The following is a 24,242-nucleotide window of genomic DNA, read 5'->3' on the forward strand; positions in this document are numbered from 1 at the left end:
CGAGGGGCCGACCGGGCTCGTTCTCCGTCCGTGATGTCCGGTCCGCTGTAGAGTGAGCCAGACCTCGGTACGCCAGAACCACACGCGGAGCACCATGACGGACGACGCCGGTCCCACCACATCAGAGACGCCCGGCGGAGACCGTGGCGACGAGCGCCTGGCCCGCGACGAGGAACGGACGCAGCTCGGCGTCGAGCCCCCGCCGGCCTCCCCGCCCGACCCGGACGACGGCGGCAGCGGCTGGCCGGCCGTCACGGTCGTGCTCCTGACGGTCGCGGCGTGGGTACCGGTGGTGCTCACGTTCCTGCGGGCGGGGGTCGACCTGGATCCTTTCGCGTTCCGCACCGACAACGTGTTCTGGGTGCTCGCCATCGTCGGCGCGCCGGCCACCATGACCCTCGTCGCCGGCGCCGCCGGCCTGCATCCCCGTGCGACCGGTGCGGGCCCGCTGCGGGTCGCCGCGGCCTCCGTGACCGGTGCGCAGCTGTTCGTGCTCGCCGTGATCGCCGTGCTCCAGATGCTCTGGGACGCCCGCCCGGTGATCATGGCCCAGACGGCCTACACCGTCGTCGCCCTCGTGCTCGCGGCGGGCGCCGTCACGCTCGCGCTGGCCACCGCCCGGGCGCACCGGCGCGGCACGGTGACCGTCTTCGGGCACCGGGCGCCGGTGATCGGGCTGATCGGCGTGCTCCTGGGCCAGGCGGTCCTGGCGGTCGGCCGGACCGCGCAGTTCCCCGGCGAGTTCGACATCTACGTCGTCTCGCTCCTGATCAGCACGTTCACGGCGACCGTCACGCTGACCGGGCTGTGGCTCGTGGGCCGTGGTCGCCCTGCCGCGGGGTGGATCGGCGCCGCGATGCTGTGCCTGATGGCCGTGCTGTGGCTCGGCTCGATGATCAACGTGTCCCTGCTCGTCGACCTGCCTCTGCCGCACCGCGTGACCGAGATCGTGCAGTACCTGCTGTACGCGGCCGGGGCGGTCACCGCGGTCCTGGCGGCACGCGCGAGCGCCCGGGCCGCGAGCGCGGGCACCGAGGCCGCACCTGTGCGTCCGTAGCCCGGCCGCGCGATCTCCGCACAGCGAAGCGGGCCCGGAGGGGGTCGGCCGGCGATGGCCTGTCCCCTCCGGGCCCGCTTCGTCCTTCAGGACCTCCGGACGCGGATCCCTGGGCTCGGATCAGTACCGAGCGGTCAGATCTCCGGCATCGCGGACACCTCGACGGGCGGGGCCACGTCGAGGTCCATCGGCGCGGGCGGGATCGCGGACGCACCGCCCAGGGCGCGGGTGCCGACCACGCCCGTGGCGAAGTTCGCGTGGCACTGCGGGCAGTACCACTCGGGCGTCGGGACCGGCACGTCGAAGCCGCCGTAGACGACATCGTGCGGCATGTGCATCTCGTCGTGGATCGCCTCGTTCCACACGATCCGCTTCGCGGTCCCGCGCGAGTGACACGACGGGCACGCCGGACGCATCCGGGCGCGCTGCGCTCCGATCGCGTGCGGGTGCAGCAGTTCGTGGCACGGGTCGCACACGAGGAACGTGTCGGCGATGAGCCGGTTCAGCTCGCGGGGGGCCGCCGCGCTCTCGTTGCGGACCGCGATGGCGCCGTCGTCGTGCACGCGGAGCTGCGTGACGTCGACGAACTGCTCGCACGAGTAGCAGCGCTCCTCGTGCCGCAGGTCGGCGCCGGTGATCTGGCGGTGCCCCAGCAGGCGCAGCACGTGCAGGTTGGGCGAGATCTGGCCGGTCTCGCAGTCGCCGGGCTCGAGCGTGCCGGAGGCGCCGTTGCGGAACTGCCCCGCGATGCCGTCCAGCACGAGCCGGGCGTGCTCCTGCGGCAGCCAGCCCGACGAGCGCGCGTACGCCGACGCGCCGTTGAACAGGTCGTCCCAGAGCACGGGCTTGTCCGGCCCGAACAGCTCGTCGGCGATCCAGTCCTCGCCCTGGGTGGTGCCCATCAGCTCGACCGACGCCACGATGCCCGGGTCGGACCCCACCACGGTAACCACGACGTCACCGCGCTGTGGGCCGTCGGCGCCGCGCGGCAGCAGGTGCTCGTTGCCGCCGGTGGCGACAGCTACGGCCTCACGCAGCCAGTCCTCCGACCAGTTCAGGTACACGGAAGGGACGAGCCACGCGGGCAAGGACGAAACAGGGGGAAGCATGTCCGGTTCGCTGGTCACCGCGGAAGAGTAGCGCAGCGCGACGCCCGGGATAAACCCGTCCGGATTGATACCGGGCCGCCCCGGGCGACACCGGACGTCGCGCAGGCGTCGACAGACGGCGGCTGGCGGGGGCGGACGGCGGAGGCTGGCGGACGGCGGCGTCGGGGGCGGACGACGTCACGCACCTGCGCAACGCCGTCAGCCCGCGTCGTGGTCCTCGAACTCCACGGTCACCGTCTCGTAGCCGAACGACCCGACCAGCGCCTCCAGGGTCCTGGTGGTGTTCTCGCGGGCCCGTTCGGTCAGCTCGGACTCCTCGGCCGCCGCGGCGATCTTGTCGGACCCCTGCTCGAGGGCCTCCTGGCGTGCGTCCGAGTTGCTCTCGAACAGGTCGCCGATCTTGTCCACCAGTCCCTTGTCCTCGCTCAGCGCGTGGCTGGACTCCAGATCGATGCGCGGCGCCGCCAGCTCCGGCTCCGGCACGGTGACGGTCACGGCCGTGCCGTCGTCGGAGACCTCGATCGCGCCCGGACCCAGGTCCGAGAACTCCACGTACGACTCCACCGACCCGTTCACCACGAGCGCCAGGTGCGACCCCGCGAGCCACCCCGGCAGGTACTTCACATCCTGCTCCAGGTCCACCAGCACCTCGTACTCGGCCTCGGCCGCGACGAAGCGCGCCAGGTCCCTCATCCCCAGCAGGACCGGCTCCGTCGACCGGTCGACCTCCGACGTCGTGAACGGGTTCAGGCTGTCCAGCAGCACCCGTACGAACGCGTCCCGGAAGTCGTCCTTCAGCCCCGCCAGCACCCCTGCCACGATCCCGGTCGCGATCGCGAACCCCACGATCGCACCGATGATGCCGGCCAGCCAGGCGGGCATCCGCCGCCTGCCCCGCGTCTCCGACGACGGCCCATCGCTCTTTGCCCGGGCCTTCATCGACTCTTTGCCCGACGATCCGCCGGACGACTTGCCCGACGACGCCGGCCGCGCGCCGTCGGTCTTCGTCGTGTCCCCGGTCCGTGCGTCCCCGGCCCGCTCCGCAGTGTCGTCCATGCCTGGCCCCCATGCTCGTGAATGGCAAGTCCGACTTGCCTCATTCCGGGGACAAACAGTAGTACGCCCACCCGAGGCGCTCCGCGCTTGGCACACTTTTCCAGGCGGAGTCCCCCTGGGCCCCGCGAGCCAGGAGGTTGATTACGCCAAACCCGTGTTTGGCGCAATCAACCTCCTGGTCCGGCCAGATCCGGAGCTTCCTGGCCAGGCGACTCCCTCAGCCGAGCGTCCCGGCCGGGCCCCGGCCGGAGCCCGCGGTCAGTTGCGACGGTACTCCCACGGGGACGTGACCGGGCGGAGGGTCTTCCACGCGCTCGCCCGGCCGATGGCCGCCGCGAGGATGCCCGACACGGTCGGGCCGTTGTGGAGCCGACCTGCCAGGGCGAGCGCCACGGCCTCCTCCAGCGGGACCGGAACGGCCACCATGTCGGCCTCTTCGGCCTCGCGGATGTGCCGCTCCGGCTCCGGCACGGGAGTGAGACCGCGGGCCAGGTAGACGCGGGCCGCCTCGTTGCTGCCGCCGGGTGTCGGCAGCAGGTCCAGGAGCACGTCCCAGCGGGCCGCGCGGACGTCCGCCTCTTCGGCGAGCTCACGGGCGGCCGCGATGTGCGGGTCCTCGCCGTCGATGTCGAGCAGCCCGGCCGGCAGCTCCCAGAGGAACGCTCCCACGGGGTGCCGGTACTGGCGCAGCAGGAGCACGTTGCCGTCGTCGTCCAGCGCGACGACGATCACCGAGCCGGGATGGTTCGTGTACTCACGCCGTACGACGCCGGCCTCCCCCAGATCCACCTCGTCGACGGCCACGTCGACGATGCGCCCCTGGAAGGGAACGTCGAGCCGGCGCGCCGGGCGGGGCGCGACGACGTCGCCGATACCGTCGGACGCACTCGGCCACGACCCCGCAACGCCGGCCGGCACGTCCGGGCGCGGCACGTCCGGGCCCGTCGTCCCCGGCTCCGGGGCCGACGACGGTCGCGCGCGACGCTCCGATCCCGGCTCCTCCTCGGATCTCGCCGGCTCCGCAGGCACCGCTGTGCCCGCAGGCACCGCCGTGCCCGCAGGCACCGCCGGCTGCCCGGACCACGCCGGCTCAGCCGCCATCACCGCGTCCGCGGGCCGCGTCGGCTCCCCGGGAGCCGCCGTCTCCCCGGACACCGCGGGCCACGCCGGCTCCGCCTGTGTCGCCGGCCATACCGGCCCCGCCGGTGTGATCGGCCCCGTGCGCGGCAACCCTTCGATCGGTTCCAGCGGCTCGAACTGCCCCGTGTGCTCGGTACCCAACAGCTCCACCAGCTCAGGCACCCTGGCACTCGAGCGCGGCGGCGATGAGCCCCGCGAACAGTGGGTGCGAGCGCGTGGGACGGGACTTGAACTCGGGGTGCGCCTGCGTGGCCACGTAGTACGGGTGGACGTCGGCCGGGAGCTCGACGAACTCCACGAGGGTCCCGCCGGGGCTCGTCCCGGAGATCAGCAGGCCGGCCTCCTCCAGTTCCCCGCGGTACGCGTTGTTCACCTCGTACCGGTGGCGGTGGCGCTCGGCGACCCGCTCGGTGCCGTAGGCCTTGGCGGTCACGGACCCGGGCACGAGGTGCGCGTCGTAGGAGCCGAGTCGCATGGTGCCGCCGAGGTCGCCCTCGCCCTCCACGATCGCCTTCTGCTCGATCATGGTCGCGATCACCGGGTGGGTCGAGTCCGGGGTGAACTCGGTCGAGGAGGCGTCGTCGAGCCCAAGCACGTTGCGGGCGTACTCGATGACCATCGACTGCAGGCCCAGGCAGATGCCGAGGGTGGGCACGCGGTTCTCGCGGGCCCAGCGCAGCGCCCCGACCTTGCCGTCGATGCCGCGCACGCCGAAGCCGCCGGGCACCAGCACGGCGTCGACCCCCTCGAGGGACGACTCGGCGCCCTCGGGCGTGCTGCACTCGTCCGCGGCGACCCACCGGATCGTGACCTTGGCGTCGTTCGAGAAGCCGCCCGACCGCAGGGCCTCGGTGACCGACAGGTAGGCGTCCGGCAGGTCGATGTACTTGCCGACGAGCGCCACCTCCACCGTGTGCGCGGGGGTGTGCACGCGCTCCAGGAGCTGCGCCCAGCCGTCCCAGTCGACGTCGTGGAACGGCAGGTCGAGGCGCCGCACGACGTAGGCGTCGAGTCCCTCGGCGTGCAGCACGCGCGGGATGTCGTAGATGCTCGGCGCGTCGACGGCGTTGACGACGGCCTCGTTGTCGACGTCGCACATCAGCGCGATCTTGTTCTTCACCGACTCCGGCACCACGCGGTCGGCGCGCAGCACGATCGCGTCCGGCTGGATACCGATGCTGCGCAGGGCGGCCACCGAGTGCTGGGTGGGCTTCGTCTTCAGCTCGCCGGACGGCCCGATGTACGGGACGAGCGAGACGTGCAGGAAGAACACGTTGTCGCGGCCCAGCTCGTGCCGCACCTGGCGCGCCGCCTCGAGGAACGGCTGCGACTCGATGTCGCCGACCGTGCCGCCGATCTCGGTGATGATCACGTCGACGTCCTCGGACGCCTGGTCGCGCATGCGGCGCTTGATCTCGTCGGTGATGTGCGGGATCACCTGCACGGTGTCGCCGAGGTAGTCGCCGCGCCGCTCCGTCGCGATCACGTGCGAGTACACCTGGCCGGTGGTGACGTTCGAGGAGGCCGGCAGCTCCACGTCGAGGAAGCGCTCGTAGTGCCCGATGTCGAGGTCGGTCTCGGCGCCGTCCTCCGTGACGAACACCTCGCCGTGCTGGAACGGGTTCATCGTCCCCGGGTCCACGTTGAGGTAGGGATCGAGCTTCTGCATCGTGACGCGCAGGCCACGCGATCGCAGGAGCCGTCCGAGCGAGGAGGCCGTGAGCCCCTTGCCAAGAGAAGAGGCGACACCTCCGGACACGAAGATGTGCTTGGTGACGGAGGAGCGGGACCGGAGTCTGTTCAGGGGATCGACCACGGAACTCCAGCCTACCCGCCATCGGCGGGTCCGCTCGGGGAAAATGCGCAAAGGACTCGCGTAGATCACATCACACCGAGCGGCTCAGCGGCGGCGGGCGGCCAGGGCGCGCAGGCGGGCGCGGACGCCCGGGTCCGCCAGTGCCGCCAGCGCCAGCACGACGACGGCCGCCACGACACCCGCGGCCAGGCCGGACCCGAGCGCCGCGAGGAACTCGCTCGCCACGAACGGCCGGTCACCGCCGGGATACGCGACGAACCCCGGGTCGATCCTCGGGCCCGGCGGCCGCAGCAGGTACCCGACGCCGTACCCCGCGCCCGCCCCGAGCGCGACCGCCGCCACGAGCACGAGCCCGGTGCGCCCCGTCCCCGCGAGCGCCCCGCGCCCCAGATGCCGCCGCACGGCCACCAGCAGGCCGGCCCCGGCGACGAGCATGCCCAGGGTCCCGGCGGCGCCGAGGGCGCCGAGCACGATGTCGTGCCCTGGCTCGCCGTCGACCACCGCCAGGCCGTCGAGGAACGTGAGCCCTTTGAGGAACCCGAGCACCGACGGCTCCGGTGATCCGGACGCCCGCGCGGATCCGGCCGCGTCCGCGCCGCCGAGCGCGACCCAGACCGTGAACAGGCCGACGACCATGGCGCCCCAGCCCGTGGCGGTGGCCACGACGGCGGCCCGGCCGCGGTCGACGACGTAGAGGGCGCGCGACAGGTGCAGGACGAGCGCGAAGCCCGCGAGTCCGGGTGCCATCCAGGCGAGAGCGGAGGCCAGGCCTGGAGCGTCGCCGGTGACGAGCAGGTCGAAGACGACCTCGACGGCGGGGGCGGCGGCGACGAGGGCGGCGACGCCGGCCGCGGCGACGACCAGGAGCGTGCGGGTCGTGCTCGCGACGAGAGCGCGCAGCTCGTTGCGGCGGCCGGCGGCAGCGTGTTCCGCAAGGTGAGGAAAGGCGCTGGTCACGATGGGGTACGCGAGGACTGCGTACGGCAGCAGGTACACGTTGTAGGCGTACAGCCAGGTCGTGTATCCGCCGAGGTCCGTGCCGACGAGCATGACGACGACGAGCGCCACCTGCTGTGCCACGAGTGCCCCGATCCCGGCGAAGGCGAGGTGGGCGGCGCGCCGGCCCTCGCCGTCGGGGAACCGGAGGGTGGGCCGCAGCCGCAGGCCGGTGCGCAGCGTGGGCAGCACGAGCGGCAGGGCGAGGGCGACGACGCCGGCGGTGATCCCCCAGGCGAGCCAGTCGAGGGCGCGTGCGGGGATCTCGGCGAGATCCTGGGTGCCCCGCTCGGGCAGTCGTGCCGCGTAGCCCCAGTACACGCCGATCACCACGAGGCTGGAGATCAGCGGGCTGAACGCGGGCCAGAAGAACCGCTTGTGCGCCTGCAGGATCCCGCCGAGGACCACGGCGATGCCGTACATCGGCACCTGGACGGCGAACACGCGCAGGAACGCGGCGGCCACGTCCGTCAGGGCCGGGTCCCGGATGGGCAGGCCGGCGGCGATGGGCCCCGCGAGCAGTGCCATGAGGACCCCCACGGGGACGAGCACCACGAGGGTCCAGCCCAGGAGTGCCGAGGCCGTGCGGGACGCCTGCTCGCGATGGGCCGCCGCGTTCTCGGAGGTGGGCGTCGCGCGGCTGAGCGGACCCGACACGAGGGGGACGACGGCGCCAGCGAGCGCCCCGCCGGCCGCGACCTCGAAGAGGACGTTGGGCAGCAGGTTGGCGGCGTTGAAGGCGTCGGTGAACGTGCCGTTGCCGACCCACTGCCCCTGGGCGAGCCAGCGCCCGAAGCCGACGACGCGGCTCGCCAGGGTGACGAGGGTGACGAGCAGCGCGGCCCGCGCGAGCCCTGACCTCATCAGGGTGCGACGCCGGACTCCGGAACCGGCCGGCGGCCCAGCATGTCGAGGCGGTGCAGCCCGGGCGTGGACCGGATGACGCGGGAGAAGCTCACCTTCTCGGACGCGAGGGTGAGGCCGACGACTCCGGCGAGCGCGGCGAGCCGAACCGTGCGCGGCGCTCCGAAGGCGAGCTGGGAGCCGACGAGCGCGCCGAGCGCGTTCGCGCCGCCGTCGCCGAGCATGTCCCGCTCGCCGAGGTCGGCGGGGGCGGCCACGGCCGCGGCGCCGAGGAGTGCGCCGGTGACCGCGCTCGCTCCCGGTGCGGCTCCGGCGCCCGGTGTCCCGGCGCCCGCCACGGCGCCGGCGGCGAGGCTCGCCACGGTCGCGACCTTGAGGGCGCGGCCGGGCCGCAGGTCGAAGAGGTTCACGAGATTCGCGGTGCCGCCGATGAGCGCGCCGTTGATCCCGACGTCGACCAGGTGCGCGAACGACCCGCCCCGCCGCGGGGTGCCGGATGCCGATGCGACGAGCGCGGAGCCGCAGATGCCCAGCACCTTGAGGCCGCCGGTGGTGACCTGGCCGCGCGTGAGCGCGCCGAGGTGCCCGCGCAGCCCCTTCACGGCGGAGCCCCGCACGTCCTCGGCGACGTCGTCGATCACGCCGAACGCTCCGGCCGCGGCGGTGGCGAACGCCGTCGGGCCCGCTGCCGGGCCGCCCGCGGCGACGGCTCCGGCCACGAGGCCGGCCGCCACGGCGGGGCCCTCCAGCAGGCTGATGGGCTCGCCGCGGTGGTTCGTCCGGGTCCACGCCTCGGGCGTGGCGACCTTCTCGTGCACGCGCTTCAGCTCGCCCGAGCGCACGGCGGCCTCGAGCCGCCGGCGCGCCCAGGCGGTCGTCGCGCCCGCGGCCAGCGCGGCGGCGACGAACCGGAATGCCGTCATGACAGTGCTCCTCGTCGGTGTCAGTGTTCTCGTTGCCGCGTCCTCGGACTCCGCTCCCGGCGCGTGCCTCGTCCCTCGGCCCCCACCGTCCGCCGCATCCTTCGTCCGCGTCAGTCCGCGGGCACGGGCGGGAACACCGCCGTGTCCGTCTCGGGCCCGTAGTGGTCCACGCGGCCGGTCAGGGCCGCGGCGAGCGCCAGCGGCACGGTGATCTCCCCGATGAGTTCCGTCACCCCGCTGACGGTGCTCACCTCGCGGGCCAGGTCGTCGTCGGACCGTACCCGCTGGACGACGTCGTCGCCGTCGGCCGCCGGGCCCGCGAGCACGGCCGTTCCCGCGACCTGCCCGACGCCCCGGGTCACGCCCGTCCACACGTCGCCCACGTACCGGGGGTTCGCGGGCTCGGGGGTGGCCGTCTCCGTGTCGTCGGTCTCGGCGTCCCCCGCCTCGGCCTCGGGCGGCACGACCGAGGCGGACAGGAGGACGACGGCGTTCGCGGGGAGGGTCTGATCGTCGGCGGTCCGCAGCAGTCCGAACGTCTCGAGCTGCTGCTCGAGGTCCAGCGCGGCCACGCTGCGGTCGCTGGCGGACTCGGTGCCGGTGAGCGCGAGCGTCACGGCCGAGGCGAGCGTGGCCACCGGGTCGTCCTCGTCCGTCTCGACGCCGGCTTGGGCGAGGGGGTCGCGCAGCCCGTCGGCGACGGTGGTCCGGGTGGACTCCTCCTCGGCCTGCGTCCAGTTCACGGGGAGTTTCGCGCTGACGACGACCTCGGCACCGGCCGTCTCGAGCTGGTCGATCACGCCCGCCCGCACGCCGGAGGGCACGTCGCCGAGGCCGACGACGGCGACACGGCGGCCGGGCAGCGCCCCGTCTAGGAGCCGTGGTGCGGCGGCGGCCACGAACTCCTCGTCCGCGCCCAGTCTGCGGGTGGTGTCGTCGAGCTGGGCGCGCAGCACGTTGCGCTCCTCGCGCAGGGTGTCGACCTGCCGGGTGAGGGTCTCGCCGAGCGCCCCCTGGAGCGGCCCCGCCCCGAGGATGATCCCCACCGCGAGGGCGAGGAACACCGAGATGAGGGAGACGAGGTGGTAGCGGAAGTCGATCACGAGGGGCGGAGGTCCTTCATTCGGTCCGTGCGCGGGGCGGGGAGCCCGCGGCGCCACGGTGGGGTCGGTCGGGTGAACGGCGGATGGCCGACGTGACGGTCAGCCGCCGAACAGGCTACTCACCCATGACCAGAAGTCGTCGAAGCGCGCGCCCAGGATGCCGAAGAACGTCTGGCCGGCGGACGTCGCGCCGATGGCGGCCAGCACCGCCGACACGCCGGCCAGGGACAGCATGGTGAGCTGGGTGTTGGAGATGCGCGTGCGGTACAGCCGGGAGACGCCCTTCGCGTCGATGAGCTTGCCTCCCACCCGCAGCCGGGTCAGGAACGTCGACGCCATCCCGGCGCGGCCCTTGTCGAGGAACTCCACCAGGGTGGCGTGGGTGCCGACGGCGACGATGAGCTCGGCGCCCTTGTCGTCCGCGAGCAGCATGGTGATGTCCTCGCTGGTGCCGGTCGCGGGGAACACCACGGGTTCGACGCCGAGCTCGCGCACCCGGTCCAGGCCCGGTGCCTTGCCGTCGCGGTAGGCGTGCACGACGATCTCGGCACCGCCGGCGAGCGCGCGGTCGGAGACGGAGTCCATGTCGCCGACGATCAGGTCGGGCTTCCAGCCCTCGTCGATGATCGCGTCCGCGCCGCCGTCGACCCCGATGAGGACCGGGCGGTTCTCCTTGACGTACGAGCGCAGCATCGCGAGGTCCTCGCGGTAGTGGTAGCCGCGCACGACGATGAGGACGTGGCGCCCCGCGATCGGGGTGCGGATCGCCGGCACGCCCACGCCGTCGAGCAGGAGGTCTCGCTCGCGTCGCAGGTACGTCATGGTGTTCTCGGCGAACCGCTCGATCTCCACGGACAGGCCCTCGCGGGCGGCGGTCATCGCCTCGCCGAGCGACGCCTCGGTCTGGCGGTCGCCCTTGGCGATCACCTCGCCGCCGGACATGACCTGGCCGTCGATGATCTCGAGCGGGGCACGCTCGTCGAGCGCCATGACGGCCGGCCCGAGGTCGTCGATCAGCGGGATGCCCGCCTCGATCAGGATGCCGGGACCCGTGTTCGGGTACCGGCCCGTGATGGAGCGGGCCGCGTTCAGCACGGCGACCGGCTGCGCGGCCACGAGCGCGTCGGCGGCCACGCGGTCGATGTCCGCGTGGTCGATGACGGCGACGTCACCCGGGTTCAGGCGGCCGGTGAGTTCCTTCGTCCGCTTGCCGATGCGCGCGAGCCCCGTGACGGGACCACCGGGGTCCGCCCGGTCCGCGTCGTGCTGGCCGGACCGGGCGAGGATGAGCTTCATCGACCTCATCGTCCCACGACCGACGACTCGAGGAGCTCCAGGGCGTGCTGCCGGGCCGTGGCGGAATCCTCCTGGCCCGAGAGCATGCGCGCCAGCTCGACGACCCGGTTCTCGTCGGCGACCTCGCGGACGCCGGTGACGGTGATCATCCCGTCGTCGCTGCCGCCTCCGCCCGGCGCGCCGTCGGTCGACTTCGTCACCACGAGGTGGGCGTCGCCGAACGCGGCCACCTGGGCCAGGTGCGTCACGACGACCACCTGCGTGGTCCGGCCCAGACGCGCCAGGCGCCGGCCCACCTCGACCGCGGCCCGCCCGCCGACACCGGCGTCGACCTCGTCGAACACGAAGGTCCGGCGCATCGCGGCAGCAGCGGCCCCGTCCTCCTGCTTGTGCGGCGACGTGGCGAGCGCCACCTCCAGGGCGAGCATGACGCGGGACAGCTCACCGCCGGAGGCGCCCTTGCCCAGCGGGCTCGGCGGGGCGCCGGGGTGCGGCACGAGCAGCATCGTGACCTGGTCGGCCCCGTACGGCCCGAGGGTGTCCGCCGGCGCGACGGTGACCTCGAGGTGAGCGCCGCCCATCGCGAGGCCGCGCAGCTCGGTGGTGACGGCCTCGGCGAGCTCGACCGCGCCGGTGGTGCGCGCCTCGGTCAGGACGCCCGCGAGGCGGTCGAGCTCGGCGTCGAGCTCGGCGACGCGCCGCTTCATGGACTCCAGCCGGTCCCCGCCGTCGTCCAGGTCGAGGAGCCGCAGGCCGGCATCACTCGCCCACTGCAGCACGTCGTCGATCGTCTCGCCGTAGCTCCGGGTCAGGCCGTTGAGATCTGCCATGCGCGCGTGCGCGGCCTCCAGGCCGCCCGGGTCGGCCTGGAGGTCGTCGAGGTACGCGGCGACGTCGGTGGCGAGGTCGTTGATCAGGTACCCGACCTCGGCGAACCGGGTCGCCAGCTCGCCCAGCGCCGGGTCGGACGGCGCGCCGCCCTCCAGCGCCCGCCGGGCGGCCTCGACCAGGGCGATCGCGTTCCGCTGCGCGCCGGACTCGTCCTCGCCGGCCATCGCCTGGTGTGCCTCGCCGGCCGCGACCCGCAGGCCCTCCGCGTTGGCGAGACGCTCGATCAGCGCCGCCAGCTCCGCGTCCTCGCCGGGCTGCGGGTCGACCCGCTCGATCTCCTCGAGCCCGATGCGCAGCAGCTCGACCTCGCGGGCGCGCTCGGCGGCCCTCGCCTCCGACCCGGCGATCTCCGCCAGCAGCCCGGTGCGCTCGGACCAGGCCGTCCGGTACTCCGCGAGCACACCCTGGTGGACGGGCCCGGCGAAGTCGTCCAGCGCGTCGCGCTGCTTGGCGCTCGTGCGCAGGCGCAGCTGCTCGGCCTGCCCGTGCACGGTGACGAGGTCGTCCGCGATCTCCGCGAGCACCCCCTGCGGCACCGCGCGGCCGCCCAGGTGGGCGCGGGAACGGCCGTCGGCGATCGTGCGCAGCACCACCACGGTGCCGTCGTCCTCGAGCTCGCCGCCCGCCTCGTCCACGCGCGCCGCGGCCGTGGGGTGCCCCGACACGCGGATCCTGCCCTCGACGGCGGCGCGGTCCGCGCCCGGGCGCACCGACCGCGGGTCGGCCTTCCCGCCCATGAGCAGGTTCAGTCCCGTGAGCACCATCGTCTTGCCCGCGCCCGTCTCACCGGTGATGACGGTCAGCCCCTCGGACAGGGGCACGCGAGCGCCGCGGATGACGCCCAGGTTCTCGATAGCGATCTCCTCGAGCACGTCACTCCTCACCACGCTCGAAAATTTGTCCGGACGGATCAGACCGTACCGCCCGCTCGCGCCAGCCCGCGACGGGCAGGTCGAACTTCGACACCAGCCGGTCGGTGAACGGCGCCTGGCTGAGCCGCGCCAGCCGGATCTCGCCCGCGCGCCGCACGAGCACGTTCGACCCCTGCGGCACGTCGATCCGCCGCCGCCCGTCGCAGGTGAGGACCCCCGGCACGGCCGACGCCGGCAGCACCCGCACCCCGATCTCGTTGCGCGGGCCCACCACCAGCGGGCGGGCGAACAGGGCGTGCGCGCTCAGCGGGACGAACAGCACGGCGTCGACGTCCGGCCAGATCACGGGCCCGCCGCCGGAGAACGCGTGTGCCGTCGACCCGGTCGCCGTGGACATCACCACGCCGTCGCAGCCGAAGGACGACAGCGGCCGCCCGTCGACGCTCACCCCGACCTCGAGCATGCGCCCGCCGAGGCCCTTCTCGATGGTCACCTCGTTGAGCGCCCAGCCCGAGAGGACGTCGCCGTCGTCGGGCAGGTGCACGTCGACCTCGACGCACGCTCGCTTCTCGACCGTGTAGTCCCGCGCGGCGAGCCGCTCCACGGCCGCGTGCAGGTCCTCGCGCTCCGACTCCGCGAGGAAGCCGACGTGCCCCAGGTTCACGCCGAGCAGCGGCACCTCGGTGCCGCGCGTGAGCTCGGCGGCGCGCAGGATCGTGCCGTCCCCGCCGAGCACCATGACGAGCTCGGACTCCGTGACGCCCTCGCGCAGCCGGGCGACGTCCATGTGGTCGCCGAAGTCCTCGGTGAGCGCGTCGTCGTGCAGCGTGGGCTCGAAGCCCGCGGCCTTGAGCTCGCGCACCGCCTCGGTCGTCGCCGCGACGGCCGCGGGACGGCCGCCGTGCGTCACGATGAGCACCCGCCGCGTCATGACAGCTCCTGATCGTCGTGGCCGGGATCGTCGTGGCCGGGATCGTCGTGACCCGGGGCGGCCGTGCCAGGGCCGCCGGGGGCGGCGGCTGGGTCGTCCGGGGTCAGACCTTCGGAGGCGACGGCAGCTGGGTCATCCGAGACCGGACCGTCAGGGACGACGGCGGCCGGACTGCCCGGGGCTGAGCCGTCGGGGACCACAGCGTCAGGGACGACGGCGGCCGCCACCGCGTCGGCGAGTTCCCGGTCCTCCGCGACGGGCGCGGCGGCGTCGGCCGCGAGCCAGACGAAGAACTCGCGGTTCCCGCTCGGGCCCGGCAACCGGCTCGGGACGATCGCACGCAGGCGCAGGCCCGCCTGCTCGGCCGCGCGGACGACGCCGGTCAGCGCCTCGGCGTGCAGCGCCGGATCCCGCACGACGCCGCCCCGCCCGAGCCGTCCGCGACCCACCTCGAACTGGGGCTTGACCAGTAGCAGCGCGCTCCCGTGCGGTGGCAGGACGGCGGCGACGGCGGGCAGCACGAGCGTCAGGGAGATGAACGAGAGGTCGCCGGTGACCAGATCGGGCGCCCGCTCCAGGTCCGCCGGGACCAGGTCGCGGACGTTCTTGCCCTCGACGACCGTGACGCGCGGATCCGCACGCAGCCGCTCCACGAGCTGCCCGTGCCCGACGTCGATCGCCACCACGTGCTCGGCCCCGCGGCACAGGAGCACGTCGGTGAACCCGCCGGTGGACGCGCCGAGATCGGCGCACCACGCGCCGTCGACGACGGGCCCGCCATCCACGGGCGGCATGCCGTACGCGGTGGGAGCGCCGTGGAGGGAGTATGTGCCGTCCGCGGTGGGCCCTCCGTGGGCGGGCGTGGCGTCGCGTCCGTCCGGTGTGGGCGGCTCGCCGTGCGCGACGGATGCACGGGACGCGCCGTGGCCGGCAGGCGGGCCGGCCTGCAGGGCGTCGAGCGCGCCCGCGAGCTTGCGCCCGGCGCGTGAGGCGTACTCGGCCTCGCCGGGATCACCGGGCGTCACCACGACGCCGGCCTCGTCCGTGACCGCCGCCGACGGCTTGGCGACCGCCAGGCCGTCGACCGACACCCGGCCCGCCGCCACGAGCTCGGCGGCATGCCGTCGTGACCTGGCCAGGCCGCGCCGGACCAGCTCGGCGTCCACGCGGGCCCGCGCTGTCATCACTGTCACCACGTCTCTCAGGCGTCGCCGCTCAGGTGGGCGCGCAGCGCCCCGTGCACCTGCTCGAACCGCTGCACGTGCTCGGCCGGCGGGAGCTCGTCCAGCCCGTCCAGTGCGGTGAGCACCTGCCCCACGACCGCCTCCGGAGACTGTTCCACCCCCGCGGAGCCGAGATCCGCGCCGGGATGCTCCGCCCGTCCCCCGCCGACGACCAGCGCTCCGGCGAACGCCTGCTCGTCCGCGTGCCAGCCGCCGTCGCCGGACGGGGCCTCGTACGACTCGGTCACTCGGTCACCTTCTCCGCATCGGACTGACATGCTGCGACAACGCTGCGACTACACGGTACCTGCCGTACCTGACACTCCCCGCGAGGCACGCGCAGTCCTCCCGGGACGGCACGCCGCAAGCTCGGTGTGCCGCCGGCTACCGCCCCGGAACGGGGGCGCCCGTCGCGGCGGGCTCCGCGCACAGGCGCCGTCAGGTCAGGTCCGGCACCGTCGTCACCGGGTCCCCGGCGTCCGCCGCGGCCCAGGCCGCCGCGCAGGCGGCCCGCACCAGGTCGATCCCCTCGCCGGAGCCCGGCCGCAGCGCGCCGTCCTCCACCCGCGCCGACGCCGCACCGCACACCCAGGACTCACCGTCCCGCACGGGCGCGGGGTGCGGCTCCAGCAGCGCGCGCAGGTCGGCCCCGAGAAACGACGGCCGCTCACCCGAGTCCGCCAGGACGGCGTCGCGCGCGGTGGACACGCCGGTCAGCACGTGCAGGCCGGGATATCCGGCGGCTCGTGCCCCGGCGAGGTCCGTGTCCAGCCGGTCGCCGATCACGAGCGGGCGCGACGCCCCCGCCCGCTCGACCGCCATCCGGAACATGCCCGGCCCCGGCTTGCCCGCGCTCGACGGCGTCACGCCCGTCGCCGCGGTCACCGCGCCGACGAGTGCCCCGTTGCCCGGCGCGAACCCGCGCGCCGTCGGCAGCGACATGTCGAGGTTGCTCGCCACGTGCCACGCCCCCTGCCCGACGGCGTACGCCGCCTCCGCGAGGTCCTCCCACGCGAGGTTCGGGGCGTAGCCCTGCGCGACGGCGACCGGACCGTCGTCGGCGGACGACACCACCTCGAACCCCTGCGACTGCACCGCCGTGACCAGCCCCTTGCCGCCCACGACCAGCACCTTCGCGCCAGGTTCCAGCCGCGTGCGCAGCAGCGCGGCGCACGCCTGCGCCGCGGTCATCACCTCGTCCGCGTCGGCCGGGATGCCGAGACCCGTGAGCTGCGCGGCGACCTCCTCGGGCTCGCGCGAGGCGTTGTTCGTCACGAACACGAGCGGCATGCCGCCGGTCCGCGCCGTGGTCAGGCTCGGCGCGGCGTGCTCGATCGGCAGATGCCCCCGGTAGGCCACCCCGTCCAGGTCGACGAGCGCGAGATCGTACGCCTCGGCCAGCGGGGCCGAACTGGCGATCAGCCCGCTCATGCCGCCGGCCCCCGCCCCGTACCGGCCTCCTCGGCCGGCGTCTCGCCAGACCCGGCCTGTTCAGGGACGACGACGGTCGCCGCGGCGGCCTCGACCGCTCCGGCGGCCTCCGACCGGGCAGACTCCGACGAGGAGGACTCCGACAAGGGAACCTCGGACCGGTCCGCCGATGCGGACTCGGCGGGAGTGTCCGCCGCACCGGCGTCGACGTCGACCGCATCGTCAGCCGCGTCGCCGGGCGCGTCACCCTCGACCTCGTCACCGTCGGACGCGTCGTCGATGCCAGCTTCGGCGAGGATCTCGGCGACCTCGGCCTCGACCTCCGCGTCGGTCGGCTCGGGCATGTCGGCCAGGTCGTCCCCGGTGTCCGTCAGCTCGGCTTCAGGCTCTGCGCGGTCGGCAGCCGGACCTCGCGCATCGTCGTCGGCCGCCACCTCCGGGCCGCCGGTCCCCACGTGCTCGTCGTCGCCGGTCCCGGTCTCGGTCTCGGTCTCGGTCTCGGTCTCGGTCTCGGTCTCGGTCTCGGTCTCGGTCTCGCGAGCGTCGTCCGACACGTTCTGGCCCGGGGCGACCGCCTCCTCGATGTCAGCCTCCTCGTCGTAGACGTCGTAGACGATGACGTCCTCCTCCGGCGCCTCGGAGCCCGTCGCGCGCGCCAGCGCCGCGGGGTCGACGTCGGCCAGGACCGCCGCGGCCTCGTCCGGCCGGCCCGCGGCCTCCAGCGCGACCGCGCGCGCCTGCAGCACGCGCAGCCCGAGATCACCAGGGGCCTCGTCGGCGGGAATCCTGTCGAGCACGGCGAGGGCCGCATCGTGCTCACCGAGGTCGCTGCGCGCCCCCGAGACCACGATCGCCAGCTCCGTGCGCCCGCTCGCGTCCAGGGTCTCCGCCTCGGGCGTCGCGGCGAGCGCGATCGCGCGCTCGGGCCGCCCGAGCCCGCGTTCGGCGTCGGCCATCAGCGGCAGGTGCTCCGAGCTGCCGTTGAGCCGCCGGACCGTGCGCAGTTCGCGCAGCGCCTCGGCGAACCGCCCGGTGTGATACGCGGTCAGGCCCGCGGCCTCCCGCACGACGTCGATGCGTCCCGCCCGGCGCACCGCCGCCTGGGCGTGCAGGTAGGCGGTCTCCGGGTCGACGTCGAGCAGGCGCCCGGCCATGATCAGGTGCAGGCCGACCCGCTCCGCGTTGTCCTTGCCCAGGCCGCGCATCCGGGCGCGTGCCTCGCGGTCGAGCTGACCGATCTCCACGTCCTCGGCGATCTCCGGGTCCGGGACCCGGTCCGCGCGGTCGTCCCGGTCGTGCCCGCGCCGGTCGCCACGGAATCCCTTGCCGTCGCCGTCCCGGCGGTCGTCGCGGCGTGGACCGCGATCGTCCCGGAAGTCCCGGCGCGGCCCGCGGTCGTCACGAGAGCCCTCGCGCGGCCCGCGCTCGCCACCGGGGCTACGGCGGTCGTCGGCGCGGAAGCCGCGGGCGGCGGGGCGATCGAACCCGCCGCGGCGATCGCCGTCGTCCCCGCGGTCACGGCGCGGTGGGCGCTCGTCGTGCCGGCGATCGTCCCGGCGGAAGCCCTCGCGACGGTCGCCGTCACCGCGGCGGTCGCCGGGGCCGCGCCCGTCACGCTGCGGCCTGGCCCCGGGGCCGCGGTCGTCCCGGCGCGGGCCGCGCTCGTCGTCGTACCGGCGCCGCGGGCGGTCGTCGCCGTGGCCGCGGTCGTCGCGGCGGAATCCGTCGCGGCGGTCTCCCCCGGCGTCACGGCCGCCGCCCTCGCGGCGATCGTCCCGGCGGAAGCCCTCGCGACGCTCGTCGCGACCGCCTCCGTCGCGGCGGTCGTCGCGCGGCGGCCTGCCGCCGAAACCACGGTCGTCGCGCCGCGGGCCGCGCTCGTCACGTCCCGGGCCACGCTCGTCGTCGCGCCTGCCGTACCCGCCCCGGCGGTCGTCGTCCCGCCTGCCGGGTGCGCCGCGGCGGTCGTCGTCGCGGCGCCCGTCGCGGTACGGGTGCCCGCCGCGGTCGTCCCGGGGGCGGGCCCCGCCGAAGTCGCGACGAGGGGCGTGACCGCCGCCCTCGCGGCGGGGTCCACGCTGATCGTCGCGGCGGGGTCCACGCTGGTCATCCCGGCGAGGTCCACGCTCGTCGTCGCGGCGGGGGCCGCGCTCGTCGTCGCGGCGGGGGCCGCGCTCGTCGTCGTACCGGCGCTGCGGCCGGTCGCCGTACCCGCGGTCATCGCGGCGGTCGTCACGCCGGAACCCCTCCCGGCGGGCAGGGCCGTCACGGTCGTCCCGGCGGGGCCCCTGCCCGCGGTCGTCCCGGCGGGGCCGGTCGGCAGAGCCGCGGTCGTCCCGGCGCGGGCCGCGCTCGTCGTCGTACCGGCGCCGCGGGCGGTCGTCGCCGCCGCGGAACCCGCCGTCACCGTCCTGGCGAGCGCCGTCGCGCCGGAATCCGCCGTCACGCCGGTCTCCCGCGGCGTCGCGCCCGCGATCATCGCGACGGAATCCGTCACGCTTGCCGCCGTCGCCGCGCTCGTCGCGACGCCGGTCGCCACCGTGGTCGCGACGAGGCCGGTCACCGAACCCCTTGCCGTCCCGGCCGGGGCCCCGGTGCCCCTGACCATGACGGTCAGATCGGTGGCCCTCGCGGTCGTTCCCCTGCTCACGGGGCGAATCGTTCACTGTGGTCCTCTCAACGGCAGATGCAGGCTCTATTCTCCCACGCGCCTCGGACACCGCCCGGCGCCCCACCCCTCCCGGCGGTGTGATCCGCACCCGGCTCGCAGAGCGGCGGATACGGTCGGTCGAACGTCGGATGGTCGGCTGGATGTCGGATGATCGGTCGCCCGGGGGACCGATCATCCGACATCCAGCCGATCACACACGCGCCCCCGCCCCGGGACCGACCAGCGTCTCCCGGCCCGCCCCACGCAGCGACGCGTCCAGGACCTGGATCATGTGCGCCGTGGCGATCGAGCGACCTTGGCGCCCGAGCGCCGCGGAGATCTGCATGAGGCATCCGGGGTTGGACGTCACCAGCAGTTCCGCCCCTGTGGCGGCCACGTTCGCGGCCTTGCGGTCGCCCAGCTCCCGTGCCGGTTCCGGGTGGGTCAGGTTGTAGATCCCCGCCGACCCGCAGCACAGGTCGCCCTCCGCGATCTCGCGCACCACCAGGCCTGGAACCGCCCCGAGCAGCCGCCGCGGCTGCGACCGCACCCGCTGTGCGTGGGACAGGTGACAGGCGTCGTGGTACGCGACCGTGAGGGGCAGCGGATGCCGCGTCGCGACGGGCCCGAGCTCGTCGAGGATCTCCGCGACGTCCCGGACCCTGGTCGCGAACTCCGCCGCCCGGCCGGCGTAGGCGGGATCGTCCGCGAGCAGGTCCGCGTACTCCTTCATCGTGGAGCCGCAGCCGGCCGAGTTGACCACGACCCGTTCCACGCCCGCGTCCGCGAACGCGTCCACCAGCGCGCGGGCGTAGTCGAGCCCTTCGGCCTCCCGCCCCGAGTGCACGGAGAGCGCCCCGCAGCATCCCTGCGCGGGAGGCGCCACGACGTCGCACCCCTCCGCCGTGAGCACGCGCACCGTGGCGGCGTTGACGCCGGGGAAGAACTCCCGCTGCACGCACCCGAGCAGCAGCCCCACCGTCATCCGCCGGTCTCCGGACGCGCGGGTCAGCGGTGCCACGGGCTCGGCCCGCGCGGGCGGTGGCGCGACCGACTCCATCGCCGCCAGCGACGGCGAGAGCCGTTCCAGCACGGGCCGCACCACCCGTGACAGTCCGCTGCGCTGGTACAGCGACAGGAACGGCCGCACCGCCCGCAGCCGCCGGGGGTGCGGGAAGAGCGCGAAGACGCCCGCCCGCACCAGTCGCTGCCCGCGCGTGCGGTGGCCGGCCCCGCGCCGCTCCACCTGGGCCCGCGTCGCCTCGACGAGCTTGTCGTACTGCACGCCCGACGGGCAGGCGGTCACGCACGCCATGCAGCCCAGGCAGGCGTCGATGTGCCCGACCAGCGACGCCGACATCGGCGCGCCCTCCAGCCCCTGCTGCATCAGGTGGATGCGCCCGCGCGGCGAGTCCATCTCCTCCCCCCACAGCGTGTAGGTCGGGCAGGCGGGGAGGCAGAACCCGCAGTGCACGCAGTCGTCCACGAGCTCGCGCGACGGCGGGTGGTGCGCGTCGAACGCTCCCTCGTGGCCCGGGTCGAACGACCCGAGCAGGTCCGGCTTGGTCTCGCTCATCAGATGCCTCCCACGAACCGCCCGGGCGCGAGGTTCCGCCCCGGATCCAGCCGGTGCTTGATCGCCCGCATCAGCTCCAGCCCGCCCACGGGACCCCACACGTCCACGGCCGCGCGCACGTCCCGTGGCGCCCGCAGCACGGTCACGGTCCCGTCCCGCGGCGACGGCGCGGCCGCCCGCAGCGCGCGGACGACGCCGGCCACCGCGGCGGGATCGCACGTTCCGGTCTCCTCAGGGCCGGGCGAGACGGTCGCACCGCCGGAGATCCCGCCGTCCTGGCGGCCGAGCCCCTCCGCAGCAGCTGGTACGCCGGAGGTCTCACCGTCTCGACGGGTGCCGGCCCCCCGCTCGCCGATCGCGACGTACAGCACCCCGGCCGCCGTCCCCCGCACGGCGACCCCGGCCCCGTGGGCGTCCTCCGCCGCCCGCGCGGCGTCCAGCAGCGCGGCGACGCCGGTCAGCGTCGCGGTCGCCTTGGCGAGCACGCCGGGCCGGAGATCCGAGCCGAACGCGCCCGGCTCGGGCTCACCGCGCCCGCCGTCGCCGGCCGCACCGGACGCGCGATCCGCACCGGACGCGGGGTCCGCGCCCGCTCCGTCGTCGTCGGGCAGCACCCCCCACCAGTCCGGTGGTGTGGTCCGCACATCGCCGCCCGTCAGGGCGGCCGCCTCCCGGGCCCGCTGCACGACGGCGGTCTCCTGACCCTCCAGCAGTACCGCGACGGTGGCCTCGTCGGACCCCGCCGAGCGGTCGATCTCCACGGCGGCGGGTGCGAGCTGGGAGACCACCACTTCCCGGGCGCGCGCGGCGACGTCGGGCAGCGGGCCGGTGGCGACCACCCACCGGCGCGCCGGACGGACCGGATGCAGCCGGAACGCGGCCCGCACGATCACCCCGAGCGTGCCGTAGGAGCCGGTCATGAGCTTGGCCAGGTCGTATCCGGCGACGTTCTTGACGACCTTGCCGCCGCTGGACGCGACCGTCCCGTCGGCCAGCACCACGGTCGCCCCCAGCACGAGGTCCCGCAGCGCGCCCCGCTGCAGCCGCCGGGGCCCGGACGCGCCCGTCGCCAGCGCGCCGCCGACGGTCGATCCCGCGCCGAGTCTCCGCGGCGGCAGGTCCACGACCAGCTCCTGACCGGCGTCGCCCACGGTCTCCAGCAGTGCCGCGACGGGCAGCCCGGCCTCGGCGACCGTCACGAGGTCCCCCGCTCCGTGCTCGACGAGCCGGTCGAGGGCGGTCAGGTCGAGGATCAGGTCGGCGCGCTCGGGCGGGGCGGCCCAGTCCAGGGCGGTCCCGGCGCCGCGCGCCACGGTGGCCAGCCCCTGCGACGTCGCCTCGCGCAGCACGGCCGCCACGCCGTGGGCCGTCGTCGGCCGCGCCACCACCCGGGCCGCGACCCCGTCCACGGAGCCCTCCGGCCCGGCCTCCAGGACGGTCACGCCGGCATCCGCACCCCGCATCGCGTCCGCGAGCCGTCCCGGGTCCGGCGCGGCGCCCGGCACGCGCGCGCCCGCCGGCTCTCGCGCCGCGTCCCGCGCGGGATGCCCGGCGGGCGAGGCTCCCGGCCCCTGCCCGGCAGCGATCCCGGACGCCCTGCCGGGGTCGGCCCCCGTCTCCGGTCGGTCCGCCATCAGAACACCTCCGCCACGCCGGCCTCGGACAGCGGGTGCTCGCCCTGCCGCCGCCCCGGGCGCTCCCCGCACAGCCGCGGGGTCGGGAAGATCTTCCCGGGGTTGGAGAGCGTCTCCGGGTCGAACGCGCAGCGCACCGCCTGCATCACGGCGAGGTCGTCGGCGGTGAACATGCGCGGCATGTGCTTCGCCTTGTCGGCCCCGACACCGTGTTCGCCGGTGATCGAGCCGCCGTGCTCGAGGCACAGGTCGAGGATGCCGCCGGCGACCCCCTCGGCGCGCTCCACGGCGCCGTCCTGCGACCCGTCGAACAGCACGAGCGGGTGCAGGTTGCCGTCCCCCGCGTGGAACACGTTCGCGACCCGCACGCCGGCGGCGTCGCCCAGCTCGGTGATCCGCCGCAGCACCTGCGGCAGCGCGGTCCGCGGGATGACGCCGTCCTGCACGATGTAGTCGGGGCTGATCCGCCCCACCGCCGCGAACGCGGACTTGCGGCCCTTCCAGATGAGCGCGCGCTCGGCGTCGTCGGCCGCGACGCGCACCTCGAACGCGCCGTTGCCCTCGCACAGCCGCACGACGTCGTCGAACTCGCCGGCCACGTCCGCCGCATGCCCGTCGAGCTCGACCACGAGGACCGCGCCCGCACCCTCCGGGTAGCCGCAGTGCACCGCCTCCTCCGCGGCCTCGATGGACAGGGCGTCCATCATCTCGATCGCGGCGGGGATCACGCCGGCCGCGATGATCGCGGAGGTCGCGGCGCCGGCGTCGTCGATCGTGCGGAACGCGGCCAGGATGGTGCGGACCTCCTGCGGCAGCCGCGTCAGGCGGACGGTGGCCGAGGTGACGATCCCGAGCGTGCCCTCGCTTCCCACGAGCGCGCCGAGCAGGTCGTAGCCGGGCGGGTCGGGGGCCTTGCCGCCGATCTCGACCTGCTCGCCCGCCGGGGTGACGAGGTCGAGCCCGGTGACGTGGTTCGTGGTGAACCCGTACTTGAGGCAGTGCGCGCCGCCGGAGTTCTCCGCGACGTTCCCGCCGATCGAGCACACGGACTGGCTGGAGGGGTCGGGCGCGAAGTAGTGGCCGTCGGGGCCGGCCGTGGCGGTGAGCTGGAGGTTGATCACGCCGGGGTCGACGACGGCGCGCTGGGCGCGGGCGTCGATCTCATGGATGTCGCGCATCTGCGACGTCACGACGAGTACTCCCTCGGAGTGCGGCAGCGCGCCGCCGGACAGGCCCGTCCCCGAACCCCGCGCCACGAACGGGACGTGGCGGGTGGCGCAGGCGAGGACGGTGGCGGCGACGTCGTCGGCGTTCCGCGCCAGCACCACCAGCCCCGGGATCACTCGATAGGCCGCGAGCCCGTCGCACTCGTAGGTCCGGCGTCGCGCGTGGTCGGTGATGACCCGCTCACGGCCGAGTGCGGCGGCGAGGTCGGCCGTCACGGCGGCGAGTGCCGCGTCGGGCGGGTGCGCCGTGTCGGGCGCGCGTGCGGCCGTCCCCTGATCGGAAGTCCTGTCGGGCATCGCAACCTCCTCGTCGCACAGGCCCGGCTCCGGCGGGAACCGGCCCCGCCGAGGTAGCGCCCTTCATGGCGAAGGTACTACCCCGGCGGGTGGGTTCGGCGGCGCACCTCGGTGGCCCGGCGGCCGTCGTCGGCCATGGTCGGTCGTCGTA

General features: G+C 74.9%; 19 protein-coding genes. 2 read left to right on the plus strand and 17 right to left on the minus strand.

Going from position 1 to position 24,242, the window contains the following annotated elements:
- Positions 1-94: 94 nt before the first annotated feature.
- A complete protein-coding gene (locus ACYVK5_RS07795; protein ID WP_460703533.1) occupies positions 95-1,057 on the plus strand; it encodes a hypothetical protein in 963 nt (320 codons plus the stop codon).
- Between the two features lie 134 nt (positions 1,058-1,191).
- Here the strand turns inward: ACYVK5_RS07795 and ACYVK5_RS07800 are convergent, their stop codons facing one another.
- From ACYVK5_RS07800 to ACYVK5_RS07865, 14 genes are all read right to left on the minus strand, one after another.
- Positions 1,192-2,184 (minus strand): hypothetical protein, encoded by a 993-nt coding sequence (locus ACYVK5_RS07800; protein WP_460703535.1) that lies wholly within the window; start codon positions 2,182-2,184, stop codon positions 1,192-1,194.
- A 180-nt stretch (positions 2,185-2,364) separates the two neighbouring features.
- Positions 2,365-3,222, minus strand: coding sequence for a DUF4230 domain-containing protein (locus tag ACYVK5_RS07805; protein WP_460703537.1), 858 nt, complete (start codon positions 3,220-3,222; stop codon positions 2,365-2,367).
- Between the two features lie 258 nt (positions 3,223-3,480).
- Positions 3,481-4,095, minus strand: coding sequence for an NUDIX domain-containing protein (locus ACYVK5_RS07810; RefSeq protein WP_460703587.1), 615 nt, complete (start codon positions 4,093-4,095; stop codon positions 3,481-3,483).
- A gap of 421 nt (positions 4,096-4,516) precedes the next feature.
- The gene (locus ACYVK5_RS07815) at positions 4,517-6,178 is read right to left on the minus strand and encodes a CTP synthase (RefSeq protein WP_460703538.1); all 1,662 of its coding nucleotides are present in this window, start codon (positions 6,176-6,178) and stop codon (positions 4,517-4,519) included.
- Positions 6,179-6,262: 84 nt separating this feature from the next.
- A complete protein-coding gene (gene murJ, locus ACYVK5_RS07820; RefSeq protein ID WP_460703541.1) occupies positions 6,263-8,038 on the minus strand; it encodes a murein biosynthesis integral membrane protein MurJ in 1,776 nt (591 codons plus the stop codon).
- Positions 8,038-8,961: a hypothetical protein gene (locus tag ACYVK5_RS07825; protein ID WP_460703543.1), complete on the minus strand. Its 924-nt coding sequence runs from the start codon at positions 8,959-8,961 to the stop codon at positions 8,038-8,040. Before ACYVK5_RS07825 ends, murJ begins: the two co-directional genes overlap by 1 nt.
- Before the next feature lie 110 nt (positions 8,962-9,071).
- Positions 9,072-10,064 (minus strand): copper transporter, encoded by a 993-nt coding sequence (locus ACYVK5_RS07830; protein WP_460703545.1) that lies wholly within the window; start codon positions 10,062-10,064, stop codon positions 9,072-9,074.
- 99 nt (positions 10,065-10,163) lie between these two features.
- A complete protein-coding gene (gene steA / locus ACYVK5_RS07835; RefSeq protein WP_460703547.1) occupies positions 10,164-11,360 on the minus strand; it encodes a putative cytokinetic ring protein SteA in 1,197 nt (398 codons plus the stop codon).
- A gap of 5 nt (positions 11,361-11,365) precedes the next feature.
- On the minus strand, positions 11,366-13,123 hold the full coding sequence (recN, locus tag ACYVK5_RS07840; protein ID WP_460703549.1) for a DNA repair protein RecN: 1,758 nt from the start codon (positions 13,121-13,123) through the stop codon (positions 11,366-11,368).
- A gap of 1 nt (position 13,124) precedes the next feature.
- Positions 13,125-14,054 (minus strand): NAD kinase, encoded by a 930-nt coding sequence (locus tag ACYVK5_RS07845; RefSeq protein WP_460703551.1) that lies wholly within the window; start codon positions 14,052-14,054, stop codon positions 13,125-13,127.
- Positions 14,051-15,238, minus strand: coding sequence for a TlyA family RNA methyltransferase (locus tag ACYVK5_RS07850; RefSeq protein ID WP_460703553.1), 1,188 nt, complete (start codon positions 15,236-15,238; stop codon positions 14,051-14,053). Before ACYVK5_RS07850 ends, ACYVK5_RS07845 begins: the two co-directional genes overlap by 4 nt.
- Positions 15,239-15,255: 17 nt before the next feature.
- The gene (locus ACYVK5_RS07855; RefSeq protein WP_460703555.1) at positions 15,256-15,525 is read right to left on the minus strand and encodes a hypothetical protein; all 270 of its coding nucleotides are present in this window, start codon (positions 15,523-15,525) and stop codon (positions 15,256-15,258) included.
- A 190-nt stretch (positions 15,526-15,715) separates the two neighbouring features.
- On the minus strand, positions 15,716-16,708 hold the full coding sequence (locus tag ACYVK5_RS07860) for an HAD-IIA family hydrolase (protein WP_460703557.1): 993 nt from the start codon (positions 16,706-16,708) through the stop codon (positions 15,716-15,718).
- Positions 16,705-17,952 (minus strand): hypothetical protein, encoded by a 1,248-nt coding sequence (locus ACYVK5_RS07865; RefSeq protein WP_460703559.1) that lies wholly within the window; start codon positions 17,950-17,952, stop codon positions 16,705-16,707. The genes ACYVK5_RS07860 and ACYVK5_RS07865 overlap by 4 nt, the downstream gene beginning before the upstream one ends.
- A gap of 51 nt (positions 17,953-18,003) precedes the next feature.
- On the opposite strand from ACYVK5_RS07865, the gene ACYVK5_RS07870 reads away from it, so the two are divergent.
- A complete protein-coding gene (locus tag ACYVK5_RS07870; protein ID WP_460703561.1) occupies positions 18,004-19,530 on the plus strand; it encodes a hypothetical protein in 1,527 nt (508 codons plus the stop codon).
- A 39-nt stretch (positions 19,531-19,569) separates the two neighbouring features.
- On the opposite strand, the gene ACYVK5_RS07875 is transcribed toward ACYVK5_RS07870, so the two are convergent.
- Genes ACYVK5_RS07875 through ACYVK5_RS07885 form a run of 3 tightly spaced genes read right to left on the minus strand, consistent with a single transcriptional unit; the run spans position 19,570 to position 24,091 of the window.
- The gene (locus ACYVK5_RS07875; protein ID WP_460703563.1) at positions 19,570-20,934 is read right to left on the minus strand and encodes a heterodisulfide reductase-related iron-sulfur binding cluster; all 1,365 of its coding nucleotides are present in this window, start codon (positions 20,932-20,934) and stop codon (positions 19,570-19,572) included.
- On the minus strand, positions 20,934-22,568 hold the full coding sequence (locus ACYVK5_RS07880; protein WP_460703565.1) for an FAD-binding oxidoreductase: 1,635 nt from the start codon (positions 22,566-22,568) through the stop codon (positions 20,934-20,936). The genes ACYVK5_RS07875 and ACYVK5_RS07880 overlap by 1 nt, the downstream gene beginning before the upstream one ends.
- On the minus strand, positions 22,568-24,091 hold the full coding sequence (locus tag ACYVK5_RS07885) for an FAD-linked oxidase C-terminal domain-containing protein (RefSeq protein WP_460703567.1): 1,524 nt from the start codon (positions 24,089-24,091) through the stop codon (positions 22,568-22,570). The genes ACYVK5_RS07880 and ACYVK5_RS07885 overlap by 1 nt, the downstream gene beginning before the upstream one ends.
- Between the last annotated feature and the right edge of the window lie 151 nt (positions 24,092-24,242).

This window comes from Myceligenerans halotolerans, from assembly GCF_054782975.1.

What these genes read in the sequence shown, in the direction of transcription:
- ACYVK5_RS07885 (WP_460703567.1), bottom strand. Translation starts at nt 24,091, where the DNA reads ATGCCCGACAGGACTTCCGATCAGGGGACGGCCGCACGCGCGCCCGAC.
- steA (WP_460703547.1), bottom strand. Translation starts at nt 11,360, where the DNA reads ATGAAGCTCATCCTCGCCCGGTCCGGCCAGCACGACGCGGACCGGGCG.
- ACYVK5_RS07860 (WP_460703557.1), bottom strand. Translation starts at nt 16,708, where the DNA reads ATGAGCGGGCTGATCGCCAGTTCGGCCCCGCTGGCCGAGGCGTACGAT.
- ACYVK5_RS07850 (WP_460703553.1), bottom strand. Translation starts at nt 15,238, where the DNA reads ATGACAGCGCGGGCCCGCGTGGACGCCGAGCTGGTCCGGCGCGGCCTG.
- murJ (WP_460703541.1), bottom strand. Translation starts at nt 8,038, where the DNA reads ATGAGGTCAGGGCTCGCGCGGGCCGCGCTGCTCGTCACCCTCGTCACC.
- ACYVK5_RS07880 (WP_460703565.1), bottom strand. Translation starts at nt 22,568, where the DNA reads ATGGCGGACCGACCGGAGACGGGGGCCGACCCCGGCAGGGCGTCCGGG.
- ACYVK5_RS07875 (WP_460703563.1), bottom strand. Translation starts at nt 20,934, where the DNA reads ATGAGCGAGACCAAGCCGGACCTGCTCGGGTCGTTCGACCCGGGCCAC.
- ACYVK5_RS07805 (WP_460703537.1), bottom strand. Translation starts at nt 3,222, where the DNA reads ATGGACGACACTGCGGAGCGGGCCGGGGACGCACGGACCGGGGACACG.
- ACYVK5_RS07795 (WP_460703533.1), top strand. Translation starts at nt 95, where the DNA reads ATGACGGACGACGCCGGTCCCACCACATCAGAGACGCCCGGCGGAGAC.
- ACYVK5_RS07845 (WP_460703551.1), bottom strand. Translation starts at nt 14,054, where the DNA reads ATGACGCGGCGGGTGCTCATCGTGACGCACGGCGGCCGTCCCGCGGCC.
- ACYVK5_RS07825 (WP_460703543.1), bottom strand. Translation starts at nt 8,961, where the DNA reads ATGACGGCATTCCGGTTCGTCGCCGCCGCGCTGGCCGCGGGCGCGACG.